A 17,163-nucleotide genomic window follows, 5' to 3' on the forward strand; every position below is an offset into this window, starting at 1 on the left:
CGGGAGCCGCGCGCGCGACTCCCATTTACGGCGCGGTCGCGCCCGGCCTTCCTTCCGGATCAACGCCGGAGGGTCGGCCGGGGTCCATGGAGCGACGGAAAAAACGGGCGTCCCGAGATCGTGGCCGGGAGCACCTCCCGCGCCCATGACCTGGAACCGCTCGCAAACTCCCCATATGTGGACAGTGGGCGCCATCGTTCGCGGTGGCGCTTTCGGCGGACACGGACTCTTGCGGTGGGACAACCAGATGCGGGATCGGGTGGTGGTGCTTGTGAACAGCGCGGCCGGTGCGTTCGTCGGCCAGCCGGAGGCGGCGCGCGCGCTCGCGGATCGGCTGGTGACGGCACTTGAACGGCACGGCCTGCCGGCCACCGCGCGCCTGGAATCGGGTGCGACGATGGCCGACGCGGCATGCGCGGCGACCGAGGCCGGCGCGCGGGCGCTGCTGGTCGCGGGGGGCGACGGCACCCTGGCGGCGGTGGCCCAGGCGCTCTGTGATGCGGAAACGCCGCACGATCATCCCCCGCTGGCGGCGCTGCCGCTGGGCACCGCCAACCTGCTGGCGCGCGATCTGTCCATGCCGGAGGATCCGGAGGCCGCCATTGCCGCCCTGGCCGAGGGCGTGGTCGGCCGGATCGATGTCGGCCGGGTGAACGGTCGCGTGTTCCTGAACGCCGTGGTGCTCGGCCTGTTCGCCAACACGGCGCGCCAGCGCGAGCGTCTGCGCGGTGCCATGACACCGGTGCTTTGGGGACGGTTGGGGTGGCGCCTGCTGACGGCGGTGCGGCGCTGGCCGCGCCTGCGCGCCGTGCTGAAGACAGAGTCGGGCGTCCTGCGGGTGAAGACCCATGCCATGGTCGTGGCCGACAACGCCTATGCCGAACGGCCCGGCCTGCTGGTGCGGCGCGACAGCCTGGGACGCGGTGCCCTGGCCATCTATGTCATGAAGCACCACCGGCCCTGGCAGTGGCTGCGTCTGGCTTTGGGGCTCATGGTCTCGGGAACCTGGCGCCGTGATTCCGACATGCTGACGGCGGACGCCCGGCGTCTGACCGTGTTCGTGCGTCGGCGGGTGATCCGCGCCACCGTGGACGGCGAGGTGGTCCTTCTGCCGCCGCGCCTGCGCTTCCGCCTGTGGCCGGCCGCGCTGCGGGTCTGGGTGCCGGCCGAGGCCGTCCCGGTGCTGGCGCGGTTTGACGGAGCGGCGCGGGATCTGTTCAGGAGTGGCTGATGCGAACCCTGGCTCACATGTCCGATCTGCACTTCGGCGCCATTGATCCTGGAGCGGTGGCGGCCCTGGAGGCCGACGTCGCGGCCGTGGCGCCCGATCTGGTGGTGGTCAGCGGCGATCTGACCCAGCGCGGCCGCCGGCGCGAGTTTCGCGCGGCGAGGGCGTTCCTGGACCGGCTCGCCCGGCCCCTTCTGGTGGTACCCGGCAATCACGACGTTCCGGCATTCAACCTCGCCAGCCGTTTCCTGCACCCGTACCGGCGCTTCACCCGCCACATCACCGCCGACCTGTTCCCGCTGGTCGCGGACACCGAGATGGCGGTGCTTGGTCTGAACACGGCGCGGCGGGCGGTGCGTCACTGGAACTGGGCGTTGGGCAGCGTCAACCGGCGCCAGCTTGCCCGGGCGGCGGCGGATCTGGCGGATTTCGGTTCAGACCGGATCCGCGTCGTCGTGATGCATCATCCCGCCGTTCTCCCGCCGGGACATCGCCATGGACCGATGCTGTTCCATGCCGCCCGCGCGCTGGGGGCCTTCGCCGACAGCCGCGTGGATCTGGTGTTGAGCGGCCATCTGCACCGTGCCCATGCGGCGGTCGCATCCGTCCCGACGGCGCGGGGCAGCGCGCCGGCGTGGCCCATGGTCGTCGCCCAGGCCGGCAGCGCCACCTCCGTCCGGCTTCGTGACGAGGCCAACGGCTACAACGTGATCCGCCTGCGGTCGCGTCCGCCCCGCCTGAAGGTGGAAACACGGGCCTGGACCGGCGCCGGCTTTGAGGCCGTTGACACGCGCGCGTTCAACCGCGCGGACGGTTTGTGGACCGAGGCGCGCTGAGGCAGCCCGGCCGGGATGACGCAACCCGGTTCTGATCCCGGTGACGGTCCCGGTATCGGTGCGCGCCGAAGGTCGAACCCGACGCGGCCCCGCCGGGCGGCGCTGGGGCCATGGTGGTCTCCCATGCCAACGACAGCGTCTTCTGGGTCGTGACCCAGTTCTCCAACATGGACGCCAAGACCGGTTACCGCCTGCAAACGGTTGGGACCCTGGTCGAGGGCACGGTGGAGGCAAGCGCCGTCATGATCATCGGGCTGTTCGCCCTGTGATCCGCCCGGCCCCGGAGAGGCCGAGGCACGGCGTCTCGTTCACGACCTCGTCCCGCAACCTGAATATGGCCTCAACAGGACCGAGGCTCGTCCTCGGAGGGCGGCGCACACACCGTCGAGCGGGTCAGGAACCGCTTCTCGCGGCCGTTATCGAGGCTGAACTGGCCACCGCGCCCGGGCACCACGTCGATGATCAGGTCGGTGTGCTTCCAGGCCTCGTACTGGCTGCCGGAGATGTAGAAGGGCATCCCCCCGATCTCGCCCAGCCGGACGTCGGCAGCGCCGAGCTTGAACTCGCCCTGCGGGAAGCACATCGGCGATGAGCCGTCGCAGCAGCCGCCCGACTGGTGAAACATGACTGGGCCGTGGTCGGCCACGATCTCCTCCAGGAACGCCAGGGCTTCCGGCGTGGCGGTAACCTTTCCGGTGGCATGAGTCGTCTGGTCCATCGAATCCTCCCTGCGCCGAAGGTATCGGGCGCGGCGCCCCGGTCGATCGAATCCGGCCGGGGCGCCGCCCGTTCTCAGAAGAACCCGAGCTTCTTCGGCGAGTAGCTGACGAGGACGTTTTTGGTGTGCTGGTAGTGGTCCAGCATCTTAAGGTGTGTTTCGCGTCCGATCCCCGACTGCTTATAGCCACCGAAGGCCGCGTGGGCCGGATAGGCGTGATAGCAGTTGGTCCACACCCGGCCCGCCTGGATGGCGCGGCCGAAGCGGTAGCAGCGGTTGATGTCGCGCGACCACACCGCCGCCCCCAGGCCGTAGAGGGTGTCGTTGGCGATCTCCAGCGCCTCGTCGTCATCCTTGAAGGTGGTGACCGACACCACCGGGCCAAAGATCTCCTCCTGGAACACGCGCATCTTGTTGTGCCCCTTGAGCACCGTCGGATGGACATAAAAGCCGTTGCCGAGATCGCCCGGCAGCGAAGTATTGCGGCTGCCGCCGACCAGGATCTCGGCGCCCTCCTGGCGGGCGATGTCGAAGTAACTGAGGATCTTCTCCATCTGCTCTGAGGAGGCCTGTGCGCCGATCATGGTGGCCGGGTCGAGCGGGTCGCCCTGGATGACCGCCTTCACCCGCGCCAGCGCCCGCTCCATGAAGCGGTCGTAGATGGACTCGTGGATCAGCGCGCGCGACGGGCAGGTGCAGACCTCTCCCTGGTTGAGGACGAACATGACGAAGCCCTCGATCGCCTTGTCGAAGAAGTCGTCGTCCTCGGCGCATACGTCTGAGAAGAAGATGTTCGGCGACTTGCCGCCCAACTCCAGCGTCACCGGAATCAGGTTCTCGCTGGCGTACTGCATGATCATCCGGCCGGTCGTGGTCTCGCCGGTGAAGGCGATCTTGGCGATGCGGGGCGAACTGGCCAGCGGCTTGCCGGCCTCCAGGCCGAAACCGTTGACCACGTTCAGCACGCCGGGCGGCAGCAGGTCCTGGATCAACTCCATCATCACCATAATGGAGGCCGGCGTCTGCTCGGCCGGCTTCAGCACCACGCAGTTGCCGGCCGCCAGCGCCGGCGCCAGTTTCCACGTGGCCATCAGCAGCGGGAAGTTCCACGGGATGATCTGCCCGACGACGCCAAGGGGTTCGTGATAGTGGTAGGCGACCGTGTCGTCGTCGATCTCCGACAGCGAGCCCTCCTGCGCCCGGATCGCTCCCGCGAAATAGCGGAAGTGGTCCACCGCCAGCGGCAGGTCGGCGATGGAGGTCTCGCGAATCGGCTTGCCGTTGTCCCACGTCTCGGCCGTGGCCAGGGTGGTCAGGTTCTGCTCGATGCGGTCGGCGATGCGGTTGAGGATCGCCGACCGTTCGGCGGGCGGCGTCTTGCCCCAGCCGTTCTTCGCGGCATGGGCCGCGTCCAGGGCGGCCTCGATGTCCGCGGCATCGGAGCGCGCCACCTCGCACAGCACTTCTCCGGTGATGGGGGACGTGTTCTCGAAATAGCGGCCCGACTTCGGCGCGACAGGTTTGCCGCCAATGAAGTTGTCATAACGGGCGGCGAACGTGTGCCGGTTCTGACGGAAACTTTCCATCTTGTTCATCGTATCCTCCCTTTCTTCACGGTCTGTGTTCTTTCCGAACCTTGGCGGTTTTTTCTTACGGTTTGCGGCGTTTCGCAGGCCAGGTTGCGGCGGCCGGTCCCGGGGCCGCCGCAACCGACCGCGCGGATCCTCTGCGGTTCGCAGCGGCCGGGCAAGTCGTTTCTACAGCACAACAACGGGTCGTCGCATGATTCTAGATTTCCTGGAGCGCTTCCAGCGACTCCGGCAGAATCTGGCCGCCGTCCACCACGACCTGCTGGCCGGTGATGTAGCCGGCCTCGTCGGAGGCGAAGAACAGCGCGGCATGGGCGATGTCTTCGACCGAGCCCAGTCGCTTCAGCGGGATGGAGGCGGCCATGGTGGACAGGTAGTCCTCGCCGAGATCCTGCAGACCCTCGGTCATGATGTTGCCGGGCATGACGGCATTGATGGTGGTGCCGTAGCGCGACAGCTCCATGGCCGCCGTCTTCAGGAAGCCGAGCTGGCCGGCCTTGGAGGCGCCGTAATGCGTCCACCCCGGAAAGCCCGTGACTGGGCCGGTGATCGATGAGGTCACCACCACGCGGCCCTTGCCGGCCGTCTCGAAGTAGGGAATGCACGCCTTCACGCACAGGAACGTGCTCTTGAGGTTGGTGCCCAGCACGCGGTCCCACTCGGCCGGGTCCATGTCCACCATCTTGGACTGCGGGAAGATGCCGGCATTGGCGCACAGGATGTCGATGCCGCCGAACGTCTCGGCCGTGTGTGCGGCCATGGCCCGGACCTGATCCCAATCGGAAACGTCGCACAGATACATCTCGGCAGTCCCGCCGGCCGCGCGGATCTCTTCGACGGTCGCCTTGGCGTCGGCCTCGCCACGGGCGACGACCATCACCTTCGCCCCCTTGGCCGCGAACACCCGGGCGATGCCCTTGCCGATGCCCTTCGAGGCGCCGGTAACGATGCAGCTCCGGCCGTCAATGCTGGTCAGCATGGCAATCTCTCCTTGTCGTTTGTCTCGGCGTCCGGATGTGTCTGGCGGCTCAGTCCGCAGCGTTGCGCCGCCACAGTCGCACCAGGGTGGGCGCCAGCAGGGCGACCGCCAGCAGCACCGCCGATGCAACCACGCTCAGCACACCCACCGTCGGCACCAACGGCGAATACCCGGCCACCATTTTGGCGTAGAGCCACTCGGGCAGCGTCGAGTCGGCCCCGGTGGTGAACAGCGACAGCGGGAAGTTCCCCCAACTCAGCAGGAAGGCGAACAGCCCGGCCGAAATCACACCCGGCATGAGGAGCGGAATGGTGATTTCACGAAGGATTTGCAGCGTCGAGCAGCCCATGTCGCGGGCCGCCTCTTCCAGCGTCGGGTCGAAGCTATAGGCTCGGATGGCGATGATCAGGGTGGCGATCGGCGAGATCCAGACCAGATGGGCGACCACTGCGGTATGCCACGACGGCACCACGCCGAGGGCGTTGAACCACATCAGCAGCGCGAGCCCGAGGACGGTCTGGGGGAAGAAGATCGGCAGCAGGATCAGCTTCTGAAACAGGCCCCGGAAGCGCCACTGGTAGCGCGCGAAGGCCAGCGCTCCGAAGAACCCGACGATCATGCTGATCACGGTGACAAGGCCCGCGACCTTGAGCGAGATCAGCAGCAGGTCGCGCACGGTGTCGCTGGCCATGGCCTCGGCGTACCAGCCGGTGTCGTAGCGCCGGATGGGGAAGCTCAGATAGCGGGCCTTGGAGACGGAGGCGAACCCCACCGCCACCAGCGGCAAGTACAGGAAGCCGAGTGTCAGGATGCCGTAGAGCAGCAGACCGGCGCGGGATAGGCGCGAGGGTTCCATCAGCGGCGCCTCCCCATGATCGCGTCCAGGTCGACCCGGTTGACGCCGACAATGGCGATGGCCCCGACGATGGCAATCAGGACCATCGCCAGGGCCGAACCGAGCGGCCAGTCCTGTCCGTAGGTGAAGGCGGTTTCCACCTCGTCGGCGATGACGATCACCGCCTGTCCGCCCAGCAGCTTGGATTCGGCGACGGCCCCGGTGGCCAGCACGAAGGTCAGCAGGCAGCCCACGACGATGCCCGGCGCGGCCAGCGGAAGGTCGATCTCCCACAGGATGCGGGCGCGACTGGCGCCCAGGTCGGCGGCCGCCTGGCGGGCGTCGTCAGGCACCATGGAAATGCCCTGCGCCAGCGGGAACAGCATGAAGGGAAGGTAGACGTAGACCAACCCGAACACGATTACCGGCATGTTGTATAGCAGGCCGTCGAACCCGGTCCCGGTCCAGTGCCTCAGGTAGCCTTCGATCAGGCCGCCCTTCATGAGGGTCAGCACCCAGCCGAACAGCCGGATGTTCTCCGATACGAACAGGCTCATCACCACGCCGATGGTCAGAATCAGCGTGAAGCGCCGGTAGACCTTGGCCATGGCATAGGCGAGTGGCCAGCACAGCACGAGCAGGATGAGGGTCGAGGCCAGCGCCATGCCCAGCGACCAGGCCAGCGACTTCCAGTAGCCCTGGCGGAGCAGCTCCGCGTAGGCCGAGAAATCCGGCTGATGCCACAGATCGAACACCTTAGACGGCATGACGGAAAACCCCGCGACCACGGCGAGCGGTGCCAGGAAGCAGAGGCCGAGAAGCACCAGCATGGGCGTGGCGGTCAGGGCGCCGAGGCGACGGTCGAGACGTTCCATTGATCGGGTCCCCGTTCAGTCGCCGTGAATGACGTGGCAGCGGTCGAGGGTCCAGCCCAGCGTGACCGCGTCGCCGGGCGCGCCGCCGAAGCGGTTCTCCCGCAGGGTCTCGACCGTCAGGCGCTGTCCGGACGGCCCTTCCACCTCGTACTGCAGGCGCGATCCGAGGTTGTACTCGGCGCGAAGGTGGCCGCCGATGGTGATTTCCGGGGCCGCGCCGCCGGCGTCCGACCGATTGACCATCGCAACGTTCTCGGGCCGCACCATCAGGGTACCGGCCTCGCCGGCGTGCAGGCCCAGCCGTGCGGCCACGGCGGGATCGAGCGCCAGGCCATCGGCCCGGATCACGCCGTCGTCGTCGGCCCGCACCGGGAACAGGTTCACCTCGCCCATGAACTCGGCCACGAAGCGGCTCACCGGACGGCTGTAGATCTCGTCGGCGGGTGCGATCTGTTCGAAGCGGCCGGCTCGCATGATGGCGATCCGGTCCGACATCGCCATTGCCTCCTCCAGGCTATGGGTGATGTAGACGAACGTCTTGCCGGTGCGGGCGTGGAGGTCCTTGAGTTCCTTCTCCAGCGTCTTGCGGAGGCGGAAATCGAGCGCCGACAGGGGCTCGTCGAAGAACAGGATCTCCGGATCGAAGGCCAGGGCGCGGGCCAACGCCACCCGCTGGCGCTCGCCGCCGGAACACTGGTGAATGCGTTTGGCGTAGTATTCGCGCGGCAGGCGCAGCAGGTCCAGCAGCTCCAGGGCGCGCTCGCGGCGCTGGGCGGGGTCGACGCCGGCGACCTTCAGAGGGAACTCGATATTGCGGCCCACCGTCATGTGCGGGAACAGGGCGAGGGACTGGAACACCATGCAGGTGGGCCGCTTGTTGGCGGGCACGGTGTCGATGCGCTGGCCCCGCAGCCAGATGGTGCCGTCGGTGGGTTCGTCCATGCCGACGAACAACCGGATCAGGGTGGTCTTGCCGCTGCCCGAGGGGCCGACGATGGCCAGGAACTCGCCCTCGCGCACCTTCAGGTCGATGCTGTGCAGGGCCGTGAAGTCCCCGAAGCGTTTGTACAGACCGGCAATTTGGAGAATGGTTTTCTCTGACATCCAGGCGGGATCCCGAAGCGGCGAAGAAGGGGTGGTGTCTTGGACGACGGGGGAACGGCGGGGGACGGCGGCGCACCGCGTCCGGCTCCGGCCTCACGGGACGGAAGACCGGACGCGGCCGCGCGCCGGTGGGGCGGGGGTCAGCCCCGTTTGGCGGCGTTGTAAATCGTGGAGAGGTCGTCATACGACGCGACCACGTCGTACTCGACCGAGCGGTTCATTTCGTCCTCGAGGGTATCCCACTGGATGGCGTCGAGTTCGTCCTCGTCCCACTTCTCGAACACCGCCGGATCACCCATCTGGGCGACCGGGTTGTAGGTGCCCTCGGCAAATCCGACGGCCTTGCAGACTTCCGGCTCCTGCACGAATTCGAGGAAGTCCGCCGCCAGAGCGGAGGGATCGGGATTGTTGACCAGCGAGGTCAGCTCGATCCAGACCACGCCGCCCTTGCCGTTGATCGGACCCGACGCCGGCGTGATGCCGCGGATGTTGGTCAGGCCGTCCAGGCGGGCCGGGCTGGCGGTGTACGTGCCGCCAGTGAAGTAGGCGTCGATCTCGCCGTTGATCAACGCGGTGTTCATCGCCACCAGATCGTCGGACCGCAGCCGCGCGCCGCCGAAGATGGTTTCCGCCGTCTTGCGGAAGGTCTCCATCCCGGCTTCGTCGATGGGGGCGAACGGGTTCTGGTCCCCGGTCAGGCACATGTGGATGATGTTCCAGTTGTCGTAGGTCAGGATGCCGAAGCGATCCTTCATCGCCGGGTCGAGGAACAGCTTCCAGCCCTGTTCCTCGGCGGTGGCGCGGCTGATCTTGTCGGTGTTGACCACGAACGAGAACGGCCCATAGCGTTGCGGCATGCCGATGAGGTTGCCGTCGTCGGCGAAGGCCAGCGGATAGGGCTCGGCGAACGTGGGCGACATGCGCTCGAAGAACGGCAGGAACCGGTCCTTGTCGAGCGGCTTGATCAGGCCCTCCGGATAGAGCCGTCCCCGCGCCCACGGCTGGTTGACGTTGATCAGATCCCAGACGTTCACCTCGCCGGCGCGCAGCTTGTTGATCATGTCCGGGTCGGACGTGCCGCTTTCCGCGCGCAACGTGGCGCCGGGGTGCCGGTCGCGAAACGGGCTCAGCACGTCATCCGTGTTGTAGCCCTCCCAGCACAGAATATTCAGCTGGTCCGTGCGCTGGGCGTGGGCGTGACGCAAAGGTCCCATCGCGGCCAAGCCGGCGATGGTGGCGGAACCCAGGGTGAAGGAGCGTCGGGACAAAGTCATGGTCATGGCAGGGCCTCTCCTGATGCAGCGGACGGAGGGACGGATACCGCGACGGTCCCGAGCCGGAACGCGCCGTGGCGGAGCAGGGCTTTTGACATGCATCCCTCAAAATCTCGGCGAACGCAACAGAAAAATGTTGTAAGTTCCACATTCTGCCGTTACCGTCCGACGACATTCTTGGTGCGGTCGCCGATCCGGAGTTTCACATGGCGGGATTATACAACCACGAGTTCATCGAGGCGCTCCGTCGCGGCGCGGAAACCCTGACAGCGGCCTGGGGACTTTCCCCCCGCACCGAGGTCTCGCTGCTGACCATCTCCGAGAACGCCACGTTCCTGGCCAACGATCCGGACGAGGGGCGGCGTGTGGTCCTTCGCGTCCATCGACCGGGGTATCACACCCGCGCGGAGATCGAATCGGAGCTGGCCTGGATCACCGACCTGCGGACGCGGCAGGTCGTGGATACGCCGGAACCCCTGACGGTGGCCGACGGGGGGCACATCGCCACCTTCGATCTCGACGGCACCCATCGCGAGGTGGTCGCCTTCAGCTTCATGTCCGGCGCCGAGCCCGACGCCTCCGAGGATCTGACGGACGGCTTCCGCGCGCTGGGCGCCATCAGCGCCCGCCTGCACGACCACGCCCGGGCCTGGCCCCGGTCCGACGGCTTCGTGCGCAAGACATGGACCTGGGAAACCACGGTCGGCCCGGCGCCGCACTGGGGCGACTGGCGCGACGCGCTGGGCCTGAATGCCGATGGCGCGGCCCTGCTGGAGCAAACCAGCGCCGAACTTCGGCGCCGCCTCGACGCCTACGGCACCGCCCCGGACCGGTTCGGCCTGATTCACGCCGACCTGCGACTCGCCAACCTGCTGGTCGAGGGGGAGCGCCTCGGTGTCATCGACTTCGACGACTGTGGATTCGGCTGGTTCGGCTACGATTTTGCCGCCGCGATCAGCTTCCTTGAGCACGAGCCCTACATCCCGGCGCTCCAGGACGCCTGGGTCGAGGGATACCGCAGCGTCGCCCCTCTGGCACCGGAAGACGAAGCCCTCCTGCCCACCTTCGTGATGTTGCGCCGCCTGCTGCTGACCGCCTGGATCGCCAGCCATGCCGAGACCCCCACCGCCCAGGAACTGGGCGCGCCCTACACCCATGGCACGCTGACGCTGGCCGACCGTTTCCTGACCTCGGCGGGCTGATGCCGGATCAGCCCCGGTCCGCCACGCCAGACCCCTTCCCTCGGAGCTATGACCCCATGTCCCCGACCATCCGTCCGATCCTGGACATGAACGCTTTCGACGCGACCCGGGACAAGGGGGCGGTCAGCGCCCTGCTGGGCCGCCGGCAACGCAACGTCGGGGCCGCGTCGGTCCTGTTCTACCGTCACCCCCTGGAAATGGCCCGGGCCAGCGGGTGTTGGATGGAAGCGACCGACGGAACCCGCTTTCTGGATTTCTACAACAACGTTCCCTCGGTCGGGCATTGCCATCCACGCGTGGTCGCCGCCATCTCGCGGCAGGTGGCGACGCTGAACATCCATACCCGCTATCTCAACCGGCCGACCGAGACCTACATCGAGGCCCTCAAGGCCACTCTGCCCGATTCCCTGTCCAATGTGGTGCTGGCCTGCACCGGCAGCGAAGCCAACGACCTGGCCATGCGGATCGCCATGAGCGGGACCGGCGGCACCGGATTCGTGGTGACCGAGAGCGCCTACCACGGCAACACCTGGGCGGTGACGGACATCTCACCCTCCGCCCTGAAACAGGGCGCGCCGCCCCCCCATGTTTGCATGGTGCCGGCGCCTGGGTCGGCCAACTTCGGCGAGGACATCGCCGGCGGCTTCCAGACCGCCGTGGAGAAGGCGATCGTGACGCTCGGCGAGCGTGGCCACACCCCGGCCGCCCTGATCTGCGATTCCATCTTCTCCAGCGACGGGGTGTTCGCCGATCCCCCCGGATTTCTGGCGCCGGCGGTGGAAACCATGCAGGCCGCGGGCGGCCTGTTCATCGCCGACGAGGTGCAGCCCGGCTTCGCCCGCTCCGGGGATGCCTTCTGGGGGTTCGACCGCCATGGCGTGACGCCCGATATGGTCACCATGGGCAAGCCGATGGCCAACGGATATCCGATGTCCGGGGTGGCCACGCGGCCCGACCTTCTGGCCAGGTTCTGCGAGGGCGTCGGGTACTTCAACACCTTCGGTGGCAACCCGGTGGCCGCAGCCGCCGGGCTGGCCGTGCTGGAGGTGATCGAGACGGAAGGTTTGCAGGCCAACGCCAGGAAGATCGGTCATCACATCATGACCCGCCTTGGGGAGTTGGTCGCGACGGACGCGCGGGTGACCGCCGTGCGCGGTGCCGGCCTGTTCATCGGCCTCGACCTGTGCCGCGACGGCGACCCGGACCTTCCCGATCCGGAACTGACCAGCACCGTCATCAACGGACTGCGTGACCGGCGTGTGCTGATCGGCGCCGCCGGCCGCTATGGCCATACCCTCAAGATCAGGCCGCCCCTATGCCTCACCAGGGATGAGGCGGACTTTTTCGTCGATGCGCTTACCGATACCCTTGCCGCGATCCCGTCGGCCTGAACGCCGCCAGCGGGCCGCCGGCCGCTCAGCCGGTTGGCGTGTTCAGGGTGGTGTGTGGTTTGGAACGGCCCGGATCCTCGCCGTCGAACTCCGCCACGACCCGCGTTCCGTCGGCGGCGATGGCCTTGGCCAGAGCCCCCTTCGGCGGAGTCTCGGTGACGAGAACGTCGATGTCATCCCAGTTCGCGTACCGGGCCGGAAAGGGCTCATCGAACTTGGAACTGTCGGCGACCACCATGACCTGGGCGGCCCGCCGCATCATCGTGGCGTAGACCTCGGCGGCCTCGATCAGGGCATCGCTGGCGCCATCCTCCTTCAGTCCGCTGGCTCCGAGGATGGCCCAGTCCGCCCGGAATCCCTCCAGGAAGCGCGCGGTCTGGGCGCCGTGCACGGCGCCTTCCTGGGCATGATAGACGCCCGGCGCCATCAGCACGGTGATGGTTGGATTGAGCGCCAGAACCGTGGCCACACCAAAGGAATGGGCCACCACGGTCAGGTTGTTCATCTCGAACGCCAGGCGCTTCGACACATGCACGGTCGTCGCGCCGGAACCGATCATGATGTGTTTCGCGCCGGCCAGGAAGGGAACCGCCAGGCGGGCAATGCTCTGGCGTTGAGGCACCAGCAGGGCGTGGCGCTCGTTCAGGCCCGGCTCAAGCGACAACCGACGCACGGCGCCGCCGTATGTCCGGCTGATGAGGCCACGGCCCGTCAGGTCATCCAGGTCACGCCGGACCGTTTCCGTCGACACCCCGAGTTGCGCCGCCAGATCGCTGACCCGCAAGGTCGGTTGCGTGCCCAGGATCTCGAGGATCCGCCGCTGGCGTGCTGTTTTCTTTCCGATGGCCATGAGCCTTACGCTACTCCTTCGGTCGCGCGAGTGCCAGTTGACCGTCGCTCCGTTCCCCCCACGCAACATCGCGGCATCCCTGGACGAAAGGATCATCCATGAGTTGGAACTGGAAGACGGCCTACCGCTCTTTTTACTACGCGACCGCTCCCGAGCCCGAGGATCTCACGCTGGACCCGGCCGCCACTGCCGTGCTGGTCATCGACATCCAGAACACGTACGTCACCGAACCCGAAGAGCCGGCCGAGGCCGAGCGCTGGCGCCCGTTCCTGGAGCGCATGCGCGAGACCGTCATTCCCAGGACCGTGGCCCTGACCGAACGGGCCCGGCGGCGTGGGATCGAGGTGCTCTTCGCCCGGATCGCCTGCCTGACCGAGGACGGACGCGACCGTTCACTGAGCCAGAAGAAGCCCGGGTTCAACAACCTATTGCTCCCCAAGGCCGGGCACCCCAGCCAAATGGTGCCGGCCCTCACGCCGAAAGGCGACGAGATCGTGGTGCTGAAAACCACGGATTCCGCCCTCACGGGCACCAACCTGAGGTTGATCCTTCACAATCTCGGGATCCGAACGGTCATCGTCGCGGGAATCTTCACAGACCAGTGCGTCTCCTCCACGGTTCGAAGCCTAGCTGACGAAAGTTTCGAGGTCATCGTCGTCGAGGATTGCTGCGCGGCGGCCACCCAGGCCCTGCATGATCACGAACTGGCGGTGCTGAATATGATATACGCGCACGTCGTGCGCCTGAGCGACCTGGACGTGCTGCTGTGACCCTGCCTTGAGTGCGGTGCGACCCTGCCTTGAGTGCGGTGCGACCCTGGCGTCGCTTCGCGACGCCAGCTTTTCAGAAACGGGACCGGCGCCGCGAAGCGGCGGAGGCGATGGAACGGACGAGTCCGTTCCATCGCCGACCGTTGTCAGGTCCCGTGGTCCGTCGCCAGCCCATCGGCTGGCACCGGCGTTGGCCCACAGAACTGTTCCTCATAATGCCGCCGCGCCGGTTGCATGTGGTCGATGCACTGGCGGGCCAGCGCGGTCAGATCCCCGGCCTTGAGGGTTTCGATCATGGCCCGGTGCTCGGCGCACGCCTGATCGAGGAAAAGCTGGTGTTTGAGCGCGTGTGATCGGACGCAATGCGTCAGCGCATTCGAATATTCGATGGCCTGCACGAAATACCCGTTGGCCGTCCCCTGAAACAGGGTGTCGTGGAACGCCTTGTTCGCGTTGAACACGGCGACCAGATCGCGAGTCGCCACCGCCGCCTCGTGGTCCTTCTGCGTCCTTTCGAGATCCTGGATCCAGTCCGCGTCGTGCAGACGCCGGATGCGTAGCGCCGCCTCCCGGTGCAACACCTCCCGCACCTCATAGAGGTCCCGGACTTCGTCGCGGGTGTACAGACGAACCGAAGCCCCCTTGTACGGCTCACGCATAATCATGCCGAGCCGTTCGAGCTCCATCAATGCGTCACGGGCGACATGACGCTTCACATGCATACCGTGCACGATTTCGTCTTCTGTCACGCGTTGACGCGGCAGAATGCGACCAAAAATGATCGCGTGTTCCAGCTCCCGAACTACGGCGGCGACTTTGCCGTGACTTGTCGTTTTCTCGCTCATAGACAGCATTCACATTGTCAACAATCCGGTCGACACCTTCGTCGGCCGAAAAGTCGATAAGATTCAACTTGCCCGTCGGCGCTCGCTCTGCCCCCTAATGGGCCATGAAATGGATGTGTCATATGGTCACAGTGAGGCAAAGGATAAATGGTCACTCCGCTGTGGGTCTGCGGTCAACCCGAGATGACGGACGAAACCCTCGTCAGCATCAATCCGGCCGACGGGACGATCGCTGGGGAAGTCTGCATCGCCAGCCCGCGACTCGTCGATCAGGCCGTTCGCGCCACCCATGACGCTTGGCGCCGGTCCGACTGGCCGCACCGCCTGCCGCACGAACGCGCGCGGGTCCTGGTGCGGGTGGCCGAACGGCTGGAGGCGGAGCGGGAGTCGCTGGCCGAGTTGCAGATGCACGACAGTGGCAAACCGCTCGCGGAATGCCGCAAAATGGTGACGACGGCCGCCGGCAGTTTCCGTTTCTTCGCCGCTGTCCTGGAGACCGAGGAAACCGAGGTCACACCCCCGCGCGGCTCCTACGTCTCGATGACCGTGGTGGAACCCTACGGCGTGGTGGCGCTCATCACGCCCTGGAACTCGCCCATCATGCAGGAGGCCCAGAAGGCCGCGCCGGCCCTGGCGACGGGCAACGCGGTCATCATCAAGCCGTCCGAAGAAACGCCCCAGCTTGCCTTTCACTTGGCCAGAATCTGTGCCGATGCCGGCGTGCCGCGCGAGCTCGTAACGGTGCTGCCCGGCACCGGCGAAACGACCGGCGCCGCCCTGGTCGCCCATCCGCTGGTGCGCATGGTGTCCTTCACCGGAGGGACGGAAACCGGGCGGGCGATTGGCGCCGTGTGTGCCGAACGCATCATCCCGGCGGCGCTGGAACTGGGTGGTAAAAGCCCGCACATCGTTTTCGCCGACGCCGACCTGGACCGGGCCCTGGACGCCGTGGCCAGCGGCATCTTCGGTTCGGCCGGCCAGTCCTGCGTCGCGGGATCACGCCTGCTGGTCGAGGAGTCCATTGCCGAGCCCTTCATCACCCGGTTGGCCGAGCGCGCCGATGCCTTGCGGGTTGGACACCCCGCCGACCCCGCCACGCAGATGGGCCCGTTGGTCTCGCAGCATCACCGGGACCGGGTCGAGTCCTACATCCGCATCGGGCTGGAGGAGGACGGCGGACGTCTGCGCGCCGGCGGCGTCCGGCCGGACGACCCCGCGCTGGCAAACGGCGCCTATGTCCGGCCCACGGTGATCGATGGCGTGAGCAACGACGCCCGGTGCGCGCAGGAAGAGATCTTTGGTCCGGTGATCGTGTGCGTCCCATTCCGGACCGAGAACGACCTGATCGAGATGGCCAATGATAGCGTCTACGGCCTCGCCGCCGGGATCTGGAGCGGCTCGTTCGACCGTGCGTGGCGGGTCGGCCGTGCCGTCCAGGCCGGGTCGGTGTGGATCAACTGCTACAAGCAGTCCAGCATCTCCTCGCCTTTCGGAGGCTTCAAGGAAAGCGGCCTGCTGCGGGAGAAGGGACGACAGGGTCTCAGGCTCTACGGCGCCCTGAAGTCGATCTACCTTGGGTTGCAATGAGTTCTAATCAACGACAATCGGACAGCATGAGGACGGGACAGCCGATGCCAAATCATCTCGCGGGGGCTCGCATTCTGGTGGCGGGCGGCGCATCCCTGGTCGGCAGTCATCTCACGCGCGCGCTGCTGGAGCGGAACGTCGCAGAGGTGATTATTTTCGATCCGGTGGCCTTCGACGCCCAGGACTCGCTGGGTGATCTCAAACAGGACCCGCGCGTGCGCATGGTCAAGGGCGACCTGACCCGCCTGCCGCAGATCATCGACCATATGGACGGGGTCACCCGGGCCGTCAATCTGGCGGCGTTCATGACCATCGGCGTCTCGCGCGATCCCTCGGCTGCCCTGGAACTGAACATCCAGGGCCACCTTAATTTCCTTGAGGCGGCCCGCATGTGCGGTGTCGGCAAGGTCGTGCTGGCCTCCTCGAACGGCGTCTATGGATACGGGATCGGTGGCGCCGTCGCCGAAGACGAACCGCATCACCACAACGGCATCCCGCCGGCTGCGGCGATCTATGGCAGTTCGAAGATCATCGGCGAGCATCTGTGCCGGATGTGGAAGTCCAAATACGGGCTGGACTACCTCGTGTTGCGGTTTTCGACGGTTTACGGGGAAGGTCAGCACTATCGCGCGGCCAACGCCTTGTACATCATCGAGACATTTGACCGTCTGATGGCTGGCCAGCCGCCGCAGCTGTTCGGCGACGGCAGCGAAAGCAAGGATTTCGTCTATGCCGGCGATGTGGCAACTGCCCTGTGCCTTGCGCTTGATGGCGACCAGACCGACGAGATCGTCAACACCTCGGGCGGTCAGGGCATTTCGACCAAAGACTTGGTCGACATGGTCTGCCGTGTGGCCGGCCGCCGAATCGACCCGGAATACGTAACCGAAAGCGGCCGCGTCCGTCTGCCCACCGGTCCCGGCCTGCACTTCACCAACGCCCGGGCCAAAGAGGTGCTCGGGTGGGAGCCCCGGATGCCCCTCGAAGAGGGGATTCGGCGGCTCCTCAAGGATCACGTCCAGCGCAAGGGGCTCGACCCCGCGACCGTGCCGGACGCGACCCTCAAGGCATGAGTTGGAC

At 66.7% G+C, this 17,163-nt stretch carries 17 protein-coding genes; 8 read left to right on the top strand and 9 right to left on the bottom strand.

The features are described from left to right. The first annotated feature begins 229 nt into the window (after positions 1-229). From BLS85_RS10650 to BLS85_RS18715, 3 genes are all read left to right on the top strand, one after another. On the top strand, positions 230-1,231 hold the full coding sequence (locus tag BLS85_RS10650) for a diacylglycerol/lipid kinase family protein (RefSeq protein WP_176793609.1): 1,002 nt from the start codon (positions 230-232) through the stop codon (positions 1,229-1,231). Beyond that, a complete protein-coding gene (locus tag BLS85_RS10655) occupies positions 1,231-2,064 on the top strand; it encodes a metallophosphoesterase family protein (protein WP_092786071.1) in 834 nt (277 codons plus the stop codon). Before BLS85_RS10650 ends, BLS85_RS10655 begins: the two co-directional genes overlap by 1 nt. A 110-nt stretch (positions 2,065-2,174) precedes the next feature. Continuing rightward, positions 2,175-2,333 carry a GntT/GntP/DsdX family permease gene (locus tag BLS85_RS18715; protein ID WP_218128384.1) on the top strand — a complete coding sequence of 53 codons (159 nt, stop codon included), beginning with the start codon at positions 2,175-2,177 and terminating at the stop codon, positions 2,331-2,333. Positions 2,334-2,404: 71 nt separating this feature from the next. Here the strand turns inward: BLS85_RS18715 and BLS85_RS10660 are convergent, their stop codons facing one another. From BLS85_RS10660 to BLS85_RS10690, 7 genes are all read right to left on the bottom strand, one after another. Further along, on the bottom strand, positions 2,405-2,782 hold the full coding sequence (locus BLS85_RS10660) for a DUF779 domain-containing protein (RefSeq protein ID WP_092786073.1): 378 nt from the start codon (positions 2,780-2,782) through the stop codon (positions 2,405-2,407). A 74-nt stretch (positions 2,783-2,856) separates the two neighbouring features. After that, positions 2,857-4,377 carry an aldehyde dehydrogenase gene (gene adh, locus BLS85_RS10665; RefSeq protein ID WP_092786075.1) on the bottom strand — a complete coding sequence of 507 codons (1,521 nt, stop codon included), beginning with the start codon at positions 4,375-4,377 and terminating at the stop codon, positions 2,857-2,859. 193 nt (positions 4,378-4,570) lie between these two features. After that, complete coding sequence (fabG, locus tag BLS85_RS10670) at positions 4,571-5,350, bottom strand: 3-oxoacyl-ACP reductase FabG (protein WP_092786077.1); 780 nt, start codon at positions 5,348-5,350, stop codon at positions 4,571-4,573. A 49-nt stretch (positions 5,351-5,399) separates the two neighbouring features. Next, a complete protein-coding gene (locus BLS85_RS10675) occupies positions 5,400-6,206 on the bottom strand; it encodes an ABC transporter permease (protein ID WP_092786079.1) in 807 nt (268 codons plus the stop codon). Next, entirely contained in the window at positions 6,206-7,060 is an 855-nt protein-coding gene (locus BLS85_RS10680; protein WP_092786081.1) for an ABC transporter permease, read from the bottom strand. The genes BLS85_RS10675 and BLS85_RS10680 overlap by 1 nt, the downstream gene beginning before the upstream one ends. A 15-nt stretch (positions 7,061-7,075) precedes the next feature. Beyond that, positions 7,076-8,164 carry an ABC transporter ATP-binding protein gene (locus BLS85_RS10685; RefSeq protein WP_092786083.1) on the bottom strand — a complete coding sequence of 363 codons (1,089 nt, stop codon included), beginning with the start codon at positions 8,162-8,164 and terminating at the stop codon, positions 7,076-7,078. 140 nt (positions 8,165-8,304) lie between these two features. After that, positions 8,305-9,444 carry an ABC transporter substrate-binding protein gene (locus BLS85_RS10690; protein ID WP_218128385.1) on the bottom strand — a complete coding sequence of 380 codons (1,140 nt, stop codon included), beginning with the start codon at positions 9,442-9,444 and terminating at the stop codon, positions 8,305-8,307. 200 nt (positions 9,445-9,644) lie between these two features. Here BLS85_RS10690 and BLS85_RS10695 point away from each other — a divergent pair, with 200 nt between their 5' ends. Beyond that, a complete protein-coding gene (locus BLS85_RS10695; RefSeq protein ID WP_092786085.1) occupies positions 9,645-10,640 on the top strand; it encodes a phosphotransferase enzyme family protein in 996 nt (331 codons plus the stop codon). Between the two features lie 56 nt (positions 10,641-10,696). Next, positions 10,697-12,031 (top strand): aspartate aminotransferase family protein, encoded by a 1,335-nt coding sequence (locus BLS85_RS10700; RefSeq protein WP_092786087.1) that lies wholly within the window; start codon positions 10,697-10,699, stop codon positions 12,029-12,031. A 25-nt stretch (positions 12,032-12,056) separates the two neighbouring features. On the opposite strand, the gene BLS85_RS10705 is transcribed toward BLS85_RS10700, so the two are convergent. Continuing rightward, positions 12,057-12,881 (bottom strand): DeoR/GlpR family DNA-binding transcription regulator, encoded by an 825-nt coding sequence (locus BLS85_RS10705; protein ID WP_092786089.1) that lies wholly within the window; start codon positions 12,879-12,881, stop codon positions 12,057-12,059. Positions 12,882-12,979: 98 nt separating this feature from the next. On the opposite strand from BLS85_RS10705, the gene BLS85_RS10710 reads away from it, so the two are divergent. Then, positions 12,980-13,651: a cysteine hydrolase family protein gene (locus tag BLS85_RS10710; protein WP_092786091.1), complete on the top strand. Its 672-nt coding sequence runs from the start codon at positions 12,980-12,982 to the stop codon at positions 13,649-13,651. Positions 13,652-13,797: 146 nt separating this feature from the next. Here the strand turns inward: BLS85_RS10710 and BLS85_RS10715 are convergent, their stop codons facing one another. Continuing rightward, on the bottom strand, positions 13,798-14,496 hold the full coding sequence (locus BLS85_RS10715; RefSeq protein WP_176793611.1) for a GntR family transcriptional regulator: 699 nt from the start codon (positions 14,494-14,496) through the stop codon (positions 13,798-13,800). A gap of 147 nt (positions 14,497-14,643) precedes the next feature. On the opposite strand from BLS85_RS10715, the gene BLS85_RS10720 reads away from it, so the two are divergent. Further along, on the top strand, positions 14,644-16,083 hold the full coding sequence (locus tag BLS85_RS10720; protein WP_092786095.1) for an aldehyde dehydrogenase: 1,440 nt from the start codon (positions 14,644-14,646) through the stop codon (positions 16,081-16,083). A gap of 44 nt (positions 16,084-16,127) precedes the next feature. After that, positions 16,128-17,156 carry an NAD-dependent epimerase/dehydratase family protein gene (locus tag BLS85_RS10725; protein ID WP_218128386.1) on the top strand — a complete coding sequence of 343 codons (1,029 nt, stop codon included), beginning with the start codon at positions 16,128-16,130 and terminating at the stop codon, positions 17,154-17,156. Positions 17,157-17,163 lie beyond the last annotated feature (7 nt).

Source organism: Rhodospira trueperi (assembly GCF_900101965.1).
Lineage (GTDB): Bacteria > Pseudomonadota > Alphaproteobacteria > Rhodospirillales > Rhodospirillaceae > Rhodospira > Rhodospira trueperi.

What these genes read in the sequence shown, in the direction of transcription:
- BLS85_RS10655 (WP_092786071.1), top strand. Translation starts at nt 1,231, where the DNA reads ATGCGAACCCTGGCTCACATGTCCGATCTGCACTTCGGCGCCATTGAT.
- BLS85_RS18715 (WP_218128384.1), top strand. Translation starts at nt 2,175, where the DNA reads ATGGTGGTCTCCCATGCCAACGACAGCGTCTTCTGGGTCGTGACCCAG.
- BLS85_RS10660 (WP_092786073.1), bottom strand. Translation starts at nt 2,782, where the DNA reads ATGGACCAGACGACTCATGCCACCGGAAAGGTTACCGCCACGCCGGAA.
- adh (WP_092786075.1), bottom strand. Translation starts at nt 4,377, where the DNA reads ATGAACAAGATGGAAAGTTTCCGTCAGAACCGGCACACGTTCGCCGCC.
- fabG (WP_092786077.1), bottom strand. Translation starts at nt 5,350, where the DNA reads ATGCTGACCAGCATTGACGGCCGGAGCTGCATCGTTACCGGCGCCTCG.
- BLS85_RS10675 (WP_092786079.1), bottom strand. Translation starts at nt 6,206, where the DNA reads ATGGAACCCTCGCGCCTATCCCGCGCCGGTCTGCTGCTCTACGGCATC.
- BLS85_RS10680 (WP_092786081.1), bottom strand. Translation starts at nt 7,060, where the DNA reads ATGGAACGTCTCGACCGTCGCCTCGGCGCCCTGACCGCCACGCCCATG.
- BLS85_RS10685 (WP_092786083.1), bottom strand. Translation starts at nt 8,164, where the DNA reads ATGTCAGAGAAAACCATTCTCCAAATTGCCGGTCTGTACAAACGCTTC.
- BLS85_RS10690 (WP_218128385.1), bottom strand. Translation starts at nt 9,444, where the DNA reads ATGACCATGACTTTGTCCCGACGCTCCTTCACCCTGGGTTCCGCCACC.
- BLS85_RS10695 (WP_092786085.1), top strand. Translation starts at nt 9,645, where the DNA reads ATGGCGGGATTATACAACCACGAGTTCATCGAGGCGCTCCGTCGCGGC.
- BLS85_RS10700 (WP_092786087.1), top strand. Translation starts at nt 10,697, where the DNA reads ATGTCCCCGACCATCCGTCCGATCCTGGACATGAACGCTTTCGACGCG.
- BLS85_RS10705 (WP_092786089.1), bottom strand. Translation starts at nt 12,881, where the DNA reads ATGGCCATCGGAAAGAAAACAGCACGCCAGCGGCGGATCCTCGAGATC.
- BLS85_RS10710 (WP_092786091.1), top strand. Translation starts at nt 12,980, where the DNA reads ATGAGTTGGAACTGGAAGACGGCCTACCGCTCTTTTTACTACGCGACC.
- BLS85_RS10715 (WP_176793611.1), bottom strand. Translation starts at nt 14,496, where the DNA reads ATGAGCGAGAAAACGACAAGTCACGGCAAAGTCGCCGCCGTAGTTCGG.
- BLS85_RS10720 (WP_092786095.1), top strand. Translation starts at nt 14,644, where the DNA reads ATGGTCACTCCGCTGTGGGTCTGCGGTCAACCCGAGATGACGGACGAA.
- BLS85_RS10725 (WP_218128386.1), top strand. Translation starts at nt 16,128, where the DNA reads ATGCCAAATCATCTCGCGGGGGCTCGCATTCTGGTGGCGGGCGGCGCA.